This is a genomic window from Lactobacillus sp. wkB8 (assembly GCF_000761135.1).
Classification (GTDB): domain Bacteria; phylum Bacillota; class Bacilli; order Lactobacillales; family Lactobacillaceae; genus Lactobacillus; species Lactobacillus helsingborgensis.
The window spans coordinates 1,764,974-1,777,080 of the sequence record NZ_CP009531.1; the positions used below are offsets into that span (position 1 = coordinate 1,764,974).

Here is a 12,107-nt window from a genome sequence, read left to right on the forward strand (position 1 = left end):
CTACTTACGCTTACATTATAAATCAGTATTAAAGCGATCTCAATACTTATTTGATTATTTTTTATAAGTGTTTCATTTCAAGATAAATAATTGTGCTTTAAACCGATTTATACTTAAATAGTATCTGAAAGCACTACATAAGTTTAAAGGAAAACAATTCAATGGCAAGTAAAAAGCAAAAACTTTCATTAAAAGGCCGAATATGGTCTACAATACGCGTCTTACTTTTAAGTGCCCTTTTTTATATTGGAGTTACCTTGATTTTTTTCGGTTCAGGATTTGGTAATTCCTACGTTGTAGAGCAAAATGCGGAAAAAGCAAATACCACTTTAACACAGAAAAAAGCAGATATAAATAAAAAACGCAAAACAAGTTATGATGCCAGCAAAACCAAATCAGTCAGTGCAGCCAGCGTTCTGAGAGCAAAGCAAATTAAGGCCTATGCTATAGGTCGCATTGCTATTCCTGCTGTTAATATTCACAATCCTCTCTTTGCCGGTTACGGTGATCAAAACCAAAATTTAGAATACGGTGTCGTTACCTGCCTGCCCGATCGCGTTATGGGCGGTGCCAATAATTATGTACTTGCAGGACACTATATGGGTTCATACGGCCCTGCAGTTTTAGATAATTTGCATCTGGCACATCCCGGTGACCTCATTTATGTGACAAATTTACACCATATTTATACTTATAAAATTAAAAGAATTTCTTTTGCCATTAAACCTACACAAGTTGAAGTTGAAAACAACATGCAGGATAAGAGCATGATTACCCTTATTACCTGTTCTGATTTCAATACTTCTAAGTATGGGTATGGACAGCACCGCACTGTTGCACAAGGTGATTTAATCGGCAAAATGAAGGCTACTAAGCATAATCTGGCGGCTAGCGAATTAATTGCTAAACCAAAGCAAATTAATAAAAAGAAACACGTGACCCTTACGACTGGCAATGGGCGCAAAACAGTTCAAAAGACTACTAAAGTACGTGCAGAAGCACAGCCTAAATTTTTCCAAAACATGACTTTAATCAGAACAGTAATCATTACCTTTAATATTATTTTTATATTATTTATTTTCTGGCGGTTAGCTCGTATCTGGCTTTTTAAATAGGCTCTTTAGCATCAGTTATATAAGGTAATAAAATTACTTATTTCAAATAGTCAGCTTTTTAAATACATGCTATACTGGGGTTAAGATGGTATTATTAGGATAGTATATGGTTGCGGTTACTTTAATACTTAATATTAATATTTGATTTTCACATAAATAATTTTATTTAATCATTATTACGTAAAAGTAAACGCTATTAAAAATGTTAAATTACTGCTAATTGAATCAGTAAAGAAGATGATGACTAATGACGACCAAAAATCAAAATTCTGCCAGCCCAGAAAAGGCATCTGAACCTGAACTAAAAACTAAAAATTATGATTTTGATATTGACCCCAACGCAATTTCCAATTGGATGCCTGATAGAGTCTTACAAAAAATCGTGGCTGCTAATTTAGGGCGGAAATTAGATCAAGTTACTAAAGAAGACCTTGCCAACTTAACAGAAATTAATCTTATTGCAGCAAGTGAAACTACTATAGTTCAAGGCAGGAAACAATACGTTATTTCCCCTAGTGAATATCAGTCACGTTTAAAGCTTAAATCACTGGCTGGGTTAGAATACGCAACTAATCTAGTTAAACTTAACCTTGCTCCTGACCGGCAGCTTAATCATGAGTGGCTCCACCGTACTTTTAGCAGGTCAAGCTTAATAGATATTTCGGCACTGCAAAACCTGACTAAACTAGCCCGTGTTAATTTAGAAATGTGCAGCATTGCTGATATTTCTGCGTTAGCAAATAAGCCGCAGTTAATGCAACTCAATCTGTCATATAACGCAATAAGTGATTTTTCACCCTTAAAAGCAAATAAGCAACTGCTTGCAAGCGGCAGTATTGAACTGAAAAAGCAGATTATAATGGCTGAACCGGTCCATATCACAAGCGGAACATTTTCTTACACCTCTGGACCTTATCAGTTGCTAGATCTTAATGGTGCAAGTATGCCGATCAAGATCGAAGCTGGGAAGCATATCGGCGCCAGATGCAACATCAAGCAGTATTGCAGCAATTGGGACGAACATGTGGGGCAAGTTAATGGTAAGCAAACTGTGACGTGGGATCTTACAAACTTAAAGCCGGATAGCAATGCTGCAATGACCATTAAGTTTCATAGTAATAGTGCTACACAAAAGCCATTGATTTCCGGCTGGTACATCATCCCCTTCAGAATTGTTAGCGGACAACCCATTACCTTCCATTTTAAAGATGATGCTGATAATACAATTGCTTGTGAACAAAAGTTGTATGGTGATATTAATAACAGCTGTACTGCTCCAGTTCCTACATTTAACGGTTATTCGATTGAAGCTAAGCTGGTCAATGGGGTTAAAACGCCATTAAATCAAGGTTCACTAACCACTACTATTACCGCCCAACCGCAAGACATTTTTTTGCTTTATAACCGTAATACAGCAGCAGATATTACCGTTCATTACCAAGACGAAAATGGTAAGACCATTGCTCCCGCAACTACGATTAGCGGCGTTTTTAGTGAGCAAAAAATCGTTAAACCACAGGAAATCTCAGGTTATACTCCTAGTCGTTATCAGATTGATCATAATGGTATTTCTCATCATCCTGGCAGCGTTGCTATTTTACTAAATAATCAGCCACAGGAAATTACCTTCTATTATAATAGGCAAAAGGTTTCGAATGTGATTGTTCATTATCAAGACATTGAGGGCAAAAAAGTGGCTCCGGATGAAATACTGAGTGGCTTTGTTAACGACCAGCAAGTGGTTCATACATTAAAGTTACCAGGATACACTATTCAGTCCAAAAATTTAAACGGATTAAGTACTAAAAGCGAGCTAAATGCCACAGAAATTACCCTTAAGGAAAAGCCACAGAAATTGACCTATATTTATACTAAGGATATTATCGGCGATAAAAAAGTGGCTAATAACAAGCCTTTACCAAAATATAAAAACAGGTCATACCATCATCTAACTAATAAGATAAAAACACTTAATAATAGGAAGAAAAAAGCCCAGCAGTCGCATACAAAAACAAAAAATAAGTGGCAGTTTTTGCTGTTAATATTAGGTTTAGCATCGTTATTTAGCATTTTAGGATTAACGCTAATATACTATAACAGGAAGAATAGAAAATAAAAATTACACTCAATCAAAGTATAAATGCACTCTATTGAGTGTATTTTTATATACTATTTTAGAAAAGTATAGTTGTTACATCTTGAAATTATTATATTATGGATATACAATGATAGTGTAAATTGTTATTGGTTAATAATTTAAGAGGTAAAAATTATGAATAAACACATAGAACTAAGTAAACAAAGCAAGAAATTGCTATTTAGTGGAATTACTGCTGCTGCACTGGCACTAGTTGTTGGTGGCCCACATGCAGTTAAGGCTGACAGCGTATCTGGAAGCACACTGGCTGCAAGTAGTTTAACGAAAACTGCTACTAAACAGCCTGTAACTGCTTTTGATGCAAAAGGAAAAACTCTCACCCCTTCATTAGCACCAAGTAAGAAAGCTAGACCTTTTAAAGCGCCAAATGGAGTTAAAGGTAAAGTTACAACAAAAGCTTCAAACGATGTTGATGCTTGGATGCCTGATAAAAACTTGCAAGAAGTAGTTGCCTATAACTTATATGGTGATGCAAAAAGTGTAGATAAAATTACTAAAGATGACTTAGCTAACCTCAAATATCTTCAAATATTTGAGGGTGGTAGTGAAAGTAAAGAATTTTATGAAGCTGCTTTAAGTATTAAATCTTTGAAGGGATTAGAGTTCGCCACCAATCTAGAAACTATTGATTTAGGTCCAGATACAAACCTCAATATCAAATACTTTGGCATGCAAAATATATTATTACACAGTGCACTATCTGATATTAGTGCATTGGCAAAATTGACTAATTTAGAGAGTGTTAATTTCCAACAAAGTAGTATCTACGACATTTCTGCATTAGCTAACAAGCCAAAATTAACTGCAGTATATCTTTCATATAACAATATTACAGACTTCTCACCATTAGGTAAAGATCCTAATTTAGACAGTTCTAATGTTAAAGGTTACTTCCAAACTGTAGAAGCCAATGGATATTATGTATCGAAATCAAGTACACCTACACTTACTCTTGCTTACAATAATATTACTGGTATCGACGGTAAACCTATGCAACTTCGGATTGCAAATGATCCTAAAGGTCAAGACAGTTATGTTCGTTATTATGTAAGTGACTGGGACAATCCAGGCGTAGTAAATGGTCAACAAGTAGCTTGGAATATAAGCGGACTTACACCTAATACTGGTGAAATGCTTTACATGACAGTTAAATACACAGGTTCAGCTGGCGAAGGTGGTTGGTTTATAGTTCCATTCATGGTGGTTGACTAGTTTAGACCAATTATTTAGACTATTATAAAATTAACGCTAAAGAACTACTTACTTTATTTTAAGGAAAGTAGTTCTTTTTATTTTAGCTAAAAACTAGTTAAGCAAAGCGCCTGCTTTCATTTTATCTAGTAAAGAACAAGTAATTTAAGACTCATAAAATATTACTAAAGCTTTCGTTAACCAGAGTTATGTATAAAACTAATGCAAAAGTATTTGACTAAGCTATTTGAGCCCTAAAAATAATAGGGAAATGTTTGTATTATCAGATATAGAGCGTTTTTTGGTCTAGCTTGGCTTAGTTTGACTTTTAATAAGCTCAGCCATATACTAAACTTATATTAATATGCAGTTTAGAAGAGGAATTATATGAATACACATAAGAATGCTAACAAGCAAGGAGAAAAAATATTGCTCGGCGGCATAGCCGCAGCTGCTTTGGGCTTAATTAATGCCAAACCCCAGACGGTGAAGGCAGCTAATCAAAATGGCAACCGTGCCACGAAGAAGACTGCGAGCAGAGCAGTCAAGACCAAGTTGAACTACCAAACAGAGACCACCGAAACAAATTCAAGAACTGTGGGTGAAGCTGCCGCTAACGATGACACTGGTCATCTCAGCGACAATCAAAATACCGTCAGTGATACCAGTGCAGGCAAGTCAGATAACAATATAGACAGTAATACTAATTCCAGTAAAGTTATTTCTAAGGGAAATTATCCAAATAACACTCAAGAACCGAAAACAGGTAAACACGTAATAGCAACAAAAAGTACTGATATTCAGTATGGAAAATGGTATGGAGCTGATGCTACCTTCAGTCAAAATACATTGACCATTAAGGGTAATCAATCTGCTAATATTCCTCAGACTTCTTCCAATGAATCTGCCAATGTTGCCTCAGGGTTCACTGATGAACTTCATAACACCTTAGTGACAACCGATCAAATTCAAAAAGTAGTTATTGAAGGCCCTGTTACAGTTACAGGTACATTACGTAGTATGTTCTTTAAATTACCAAGGTTAACCACGATTGAAGGATTAGGCAATTTAGACACTTCCAATGTAACTGATATGTCTAGCATGTTTGCTGATTGCCCTATGTTAACCACGATTGAGGGACTAGACCAATTAGATGCCTCCAATGTAACTAATATGTCCCAAATGTTTGAAAACTGCCCAGGTTTAGAGACCATAGATTTAAGCAAAATGAAAATTGGAAAGGGAAAACTAACCAATTTATCGCAGATGTTTATGGGGTGCTATAACCTCAAACAACTAGTTCTACCTGATTCTATTGATACTTCTGCTGTAATTGATATGCAAAACATGTTTTATGCTTGTTCAAGTTTAACAGAACTAAATTTAAAAAATGTTACAGCTGATAGTTTACAAAATATGAATCACATGTTTGCCAAGTGCTCAAGCCTCAAAAAATTAGACCTTTCTAGTTTTTATACTAAATCTGTTATTAATATGAAAGAAATATTTAGTAACAGTGAGGACAATGTCACTAAATTTCCTGACTGTGTAAAATTAGAAGAATTAAATATTGAAAACTTTGATATGTCGCAAGCTATACAGTCTAATGGGATTAAAAATGCTCTAAGTAAGTTACCTGCTCTGAGAAAATTAGTACTGGGTAAGAATTGCAAATTTTACAGCAATGATACTAATACCAATGTTAATCTTGATACACCAGGAACATGGGTTAATGTTGGTAATGGTACTGAAGAGAACCCACAAATGAGTAAAAAATGGTCTTCCACCGATTTAATGAATAATTATAATGGTAACACGGATCACGATACTTATATCAGGTTCTATGATGGCTACCCTGTAAAAATTCATTACGTATACCTTGATAAAGAAGGAAAACGACAACCAATTTTAGATAAAGACGGAAAATCTTATGACTATGTGGTTGCAGGTGATAACGGTAAAACCAGCGATCCTATTAATACTAGAAATATATATGGTTATACTATCAATTCCATTTTTGTCAATAATGATAAACAATCTAGTAATGACAAAGTCACAGTCACATTTACTGATCACGAACAAGATGTTTACTTCGTTTATGACAGGGCAACAGGTAAACCTATTACGGTTAATTATTTATACTTTGTGGACGAAAAAGGTGATACAAAGCCCATTCTTGATAAAGATAATAAGCCTATGACGGAAAAAGTTGATGGTGTACTTTATGGTGATCAAAAAGATATTATTCCAAAACCAATACCTGGTTACACCATTAAGCAAATTAACATTGATGGCGCTAAACAGCCTGGAACTGATAAAGCAACAGTTGGCTACTCCGATAAGGATCAAACCGTCGACTTTATTTATACTAAAAACCCTGTTAATAACGAAAATAAAGTTAAAGCAGCAGATGTAACTGTTCACTATAAAGACGAATTTGGTAATACTATTGCTCCCGATGAGATACTGAGCGGCTATGTTGGCGATGGCTATACTACTGGGGCTAAAAATATTTCCGGCTATACATTAAAGACGAGACCAGATAATGCTACAGGATTCTTTAGCACCTTCCCGCAAGATGTAACTTATATTTATACTAAGATAGGTACAAACAATACACCAAATATTAATGAGCCTAATACCCCTACTAAAATACCTAAGCAGAACAAAAAGAGAAAGGAAAAGAAAAATCCTACTAAGCAAACAGCAAGTCGCAATTTGTCTAAAAAGCAAGGCATTTCAAGCGTTGCTAAAAGTAAAAAAGCTGCTGCTTTACCACAGACAGGTACTAATAAGCATTCCAGTCTAGCTCTGCTTGCGCTAGGAAGCTTAACTTTAGTTGGCGCATTAGGTGCAGCATGGTTTAGTCGTAAGAAAATTAAATAAATTAGAGAACTCATCAGCAAGATACTGGTGAGTTTTTTACTATAAATAACAACAAATATATATTTATTTAGTCTTGATTTAACTCATATATGGTCATATACTAATATTGAATTGTGTATGTTATTAAAGAAAGAATGAGGAAAATGAATAAACACAAAATTATCAAACAAGGTAAAAAGCTGCTATTTAGTAGCATAGCAGCTGCAGTTTTAGGCATGATTTGTGTAACCACAAAGCCAGTTCAAGCTGCTACCGTTAATGGTGACTATCCTTCAACCAATGGTGTTAATACAAAAGAAGCTGAATTAAATTATCAGGCTAAAAATAATACACCTACGGTTAAAAATGATAGTGCCAAATTCGATTCTGCCAAAGCTGCTAAGAGTGATACTATCAAAACAGGTGAATGGATGGGTATTAAAGTTTCATTTAATACAGATACCCATACACTCTCTATAGGTGGAGGCACTATTACTAATTACCCAGTAAATATCGGCGGTATGGTTACTGACTTACATCTTTTAAGAGTAGATTGGGATGATCTTACCTACGTTTTCAACGCCAACGATGTACAAACAGTTAACTTTACAGACCATTTAACTATCAAGGGTAGTGCTTCACAGTGGTTTGCACAATACAGAAACTTGAAAACTATTAATGGATTTGAAAATGTCGACCTAACTCAAGTTACTGATATGAGTTCAATGTTTATGTATTGTCAATCTTTGGAAAACTTAGATTTAAATAAGATATTCCAACCAGGTAAAACATACAGCGTCACTGACACTTCACACATGTTCGATGGCTGTGCAAGTTTAACAAACTTAGATCTTTCTAATTTAGACACTTCTAACGTTACTGATATGTCGTATATGTTCAATGGTTGTTCTAAACTGACTCAACTGGATGTAAGTAATTTCAATACTGCTAACGTTAACAATATGGAAAGCATGTTCTCTTTTGATTCTCAGGTAACTGCAATCAAAGGCTTAGACAAATTTGATACTTCTAAAGTACAGAATATGGCGAGAATGTTTTTTAATTGTATAAACTTAAAAGAATTAAATTTATCTCATTTTAATACTTCAAATGTTAGACTGTTCGCCTGGATGTTCAAGAGTTGCAAGAACTTAAATACATTGAACATTAGCAATTTTGATATGTCTAATGCGATGTTAAAAATGAATATGTTTACTGGACTAAGTAACTTACACAATCTTGTACTTGGTAAGAAATGTATGATGGCCAATACTGGTCTTGACACACCAGGAAAATGGATAAGTGATAATGGAGATTTGTGGACATCAGACGAGCTAATGGCTAATTATAATGGTAGTATCGATTATGGTAATTACATTAATAAAGGTATAAAATAAATTTTATTTAAATACAATATTTATATAAGTCTCTAAAAATACTCATTAGTATTCTACTAATGAGTATTTTTTGTCTATCAATGATCATTTGACATGTATATATGTCAGTCATATACTAAACTTATATTAATATGCAGTTTAGAAGAGGAATTATATGAATACACATAAGAATGCTAACAAGCAAAGAGAAAAAATATTGCTCGGCGGCGTGGCCGCAGCTGCTTTAGGCTTAATTAATGCCAAACCCCAGACGGTGAAGGCAGCTAATCAAAATGGCAACCGTGCCACCAAGAAGACTGCGAGCAGAGCAGTCAAGACTAAATTGACCTACCAAAGTGAAACTGGTTCAGAAACGGAAGGCGAAACAGCTACTAATGATGACCCCACTGGCCAAAACAGCGGCAGTCAAACTGCTGGCAGTGAGACTAATGCAAGCACAATAAACAGCAATCCTGAAAGTGAACAGGGCCAAGCTGGTGCTAATAGCAATCCAGCAAGTGGAAGTAATCAAAGTAAAACTATAGATAACGCAAAAGCTGACAAGCAAGAAGCGGGCTCTTCACAATTTGATCCTGCTAACGAAATTCGTGACAGCAATACCACCATCTCAAGTACTTGGGAAAATATACCTGTCACGCTTAATAATGGCGTACTATCAATTGGTGAAAAAGGCAAAACCTATACAATAAATAATTCAGACAATAATGATATTAGCATTATTAGCAACATCGACAATGTTTCTGGAACTGACATTACAGAAATTGATATTAATGCTCCCATTGCCATCATTGGATCAGCTGAGATGCTTTTTTCTCAACTTACGAACCTTAACAAAATTAATGGCTTAGATAAACTAGATACTTCTAAAGTAACGAGCATGCTACGAATGTTTTTTGACTGTGAAAAAATAGTTTCTTTAGATCTATCCAGTTTTAATACTACCAATGTGACCAGCTTTAATGTAATGTTTGCTAGCGACCCCAGCTTAACTAGCGTAGATCTATCTAGTTTTACTGTTAGAGATGACGCTACAACGATGGGAATGTTCGTAATAAGCGATGATGATACTCCCAGTTTGTCCAAGTTAATTTTAGGTAAAGGGTTTAAATTCACTACAAGAAATGGTAGACCCAACAATTCTCTCAGTTTGCCAGGAACTTGGGTAAACATGGGTGAAGGCGATGGTTCTCTGGCCAAGGGTACTAATCAATGGTCTTCAGCTGATTTAATGACCAATTACCAAGGTGATAGAGACCACGACACTTACGTTAGATATACTGGTGGTATCGTTACTGTTCATCGCCAAGACGAAGAAGGCAAGCAGCTAGTTGATCAAGATGGTAAGCAAATCCCTGATGAAAAACTTTTCGGCAACATTTCAGACTCGGTAACTGTTGACACCAGCAAAGAATTTGCTGGCTACAAGTTCAAAGAAAACAAAAATTCTGATGTAAAAGCATTTATCTCTGACCCACAAACTATCACCCTAGTCTATTCTACGAGTAAAACCGATAACACTTGGGAAGGCGTTCCTTTTACCTTTAATAATGGCGTCTTATCGCTAGGTGAAAAAGGTGAAAGTTATACAATAAATAATTCTGATAATAAAGATATTAGTTTTAACAATAATATCAGTAATATTTCTGGAACTGATATTACAGAAATTGATATTAATGCTCCCATTGCCATCATTGGTTCAGCTCAATCGCTTTTCTCATATCTTAACGTTACTAAAATTAATGGCTTAGATAAATTAGATACATCAAAAGTAACAAACATGTCAAACATGTTCTTCGATTCTACAAAAATAGTTTCTTTAGATCTATCCAGTTTTGATACTACCAATGTTACCAATTTTAATATGATGTTTGTTGCCGATAAAAGTCTTGAAAGTGTAGATTTATCTAGTTTTTCCATTAAAGATAATGCTACAGCACAGAGTATGTTTAATCTTTGTGCAAACTTGAAAAAGTTAGTTTTAGGCAAGAACTTTCAATTTACGCCAAGCAATGGTAAGCCAAACAATTCCCTCAATTTGTCAGGTACCTGGATAAACATGGGAGTTGACCAAGGCTCTCTGGCCAAGGGTACTAATCAATGGTCTTCAGCTGATTTAATGACCAATTACCAAGGTGATAGAGATCATGACACCTATGTTAGGTATACTGGTGGCATCGTAACTGTTCATCGCCAAGACGAAGAAGGCAAGCAGCTAGTTGATCAAAATGGTAAGGAAATTCCTGATGAAAAACTTTTCGGCAACATTTCAGACTCAGTAACTGTTGACACCAGGAAGGAAATTGCCGGTTACACTTTCAAACAAAACAAAAATTCTGATGTAAAAGCATTTACTTCTGATCCGCAAGATATTACTTTGGTCTATACAAAAAACTCAACAACACCCCCTACTCCAGTAAAAGCAAAACCGGTGACCGTTTACTACAAGTATAAAGCCGATAATGGTGAACTGGTTGAGATCCCCGGCACCAATCCTGAAAACTTCCCTAAGGATACCACTACTAGCGTAGTTGGCGATCACGTACCCATTTCTTTCAAATCCATTGAGGGCTATACCCCTAATTCATACCAAATTAATAATGACAACATCGTAAAGAGCACTAATGTGCCAGAAATTGCTTTAGCTGCTGATCCACAGTCTGTTAACCTAATTTATACCAAATCAGATAACAATAATGGTTCAAACACTGTTAATACTGGAACAACTGTGACCAGTCCTGCTGCTATAGCACCTGCAGTCACAGTTCATTACCAAGATGAATATGGTAATACTATTGCTCCTGACCGTGTTGTTCAAGGTCGGATTGGCGATGGCTATACTACTGGTGCTGAGACGGTTTCCGGCTATAGTTTAAAGACCAGACCGGATAACGCAACGGGTTTCTTTAACAACAATCCGCAAAGCGTTACCTATGTTTACAGCAAGAGTGCTGGCAATACTACTGACACTATACCATCAGATAACACGGCCTCAGCTGAAAATGAGCCTACTCCAATTCCAACTCATAAAACGAAAAAGTCTAAAACATTTAAGCATTGTCAGACTGCTAATAAAGGACTTAGAGAAAGGCATCAAGCTAAGCGCCAAACAACTAGATTGGCAGCGACAAGCGGCAAGCTGAATAAAGCTGCTAATGAACCGCAAAAAGGCAGGCAAGATAACACCCTGCCGCAAACTGGCGCTGAGAAACGCAACAGCTTCGCTATGCTGGCCTTAGGCAGCTTAGCTTTGGCAACCGCCTTAGGTGCTGCTTGGCTTAACCGTAAGAAAGACTAAATAAATTCTAACAAAAAACGTTCTATATTATTAAATATAGGACGTTTTTCTGTCTAGCTTAGCTTAGTTTGACTTTTAATAGGGTC

6 protein-coding genes are annotated in these 12,107 nt (G+C 35.7%); all 6 read left to right on the forward strand.

Annotated elements, in window-relative coordinates; all coding sequences use genetic code 11:
• Nucleotides 1-161 precede the first annotated feature (161 nt).
• The 6 genes from LACWKB8_RS08215 to LACWKB8_RS08240 all read left to right on the forward strand — a co-directional run bounded on the left by LACWKB8_RS08215 (nt 162) and on the right by LACWKB8_RS08240 (nt 12,021).
• A complete protein-coding gene (locus LACWKB8_RS08215) occupies nt 162-1,115 on the forward strand; it encodes a class A sortase (RefSeq protein WP_038524481.1) in 954 nt (317 codons plus the stop codon).
• Between the two features lie 247 nt (nt 1,116-1,362).
• A complete protein-coding gene (locus LACWKB8_RS08220; protein WP_038524484.1) occupies nt 1,363-3,231 on the forward strand; it encodes a MucBP domain-containing protein in 1,869 nt (622 codons plus the stop codon).
• A gap of 156 nt (nt 3,232-3,387) precedes the next feature.
• Nucleotides 3,388-4,485 (forward strand): leucine-rich repeat domain-containing protein, encoded by a 1,098-nt coding sequence (locus tag LACWKB8_RS08225; RefSeq protein WP_038524487.1) that lies wholly within the window; start codon nt 3,388-3,390, stop codon nt 4,483-4,485.
• 366 nt (nt 4,486-4,851) lie between these two features.
• Nucleotides 4,852-7,350 carry a BspA family leucine-rich repeat surface protein gene (locus LACWKB8_RS08230; protein WP_038524490.1) on the forward strand — a complete coding sequence of 833 codons (2,499 nt, stop codon included), beginning with the start codon at nt 4,852-4,854 and terminating at the stop codon, nt 7,348-7,350.
• A 143-nt stretch (nt 7,351-7,493) separates the two neighbouring features.
• Nucleotides 7,494-8,726 carry a BspA family leucine-rich repeat surface protein gene (locus LACWKB8_RS09065; RefSeq protein WP_052059693.1) on the forward strand — a complete coding sequence of 411 codons (1,233 nt, stop codon included), beginning with the start codon at nt 7,494-7,496 and terminating at the stop codon, nt 8,724-8,726.
• A gap of 154 nt (nt 8,727-8,880) precedes the next feature.
• Nucleotides 8,881-12,021 carry a MucBP domain-containing protein gene (locus tag LACWKB8_RS08240; protein ID WP_038524493.1) on the forward strand — a complete coding sequence of 1,047 codons (3,141 nt, stop codon included), beginning with the start codon at nt 8,881-8,883 and terminating at the stop codon, nt 12,019-12,021.
• Nucleotides 12,022-12,107: the final 86 nt, after the last annotated feature.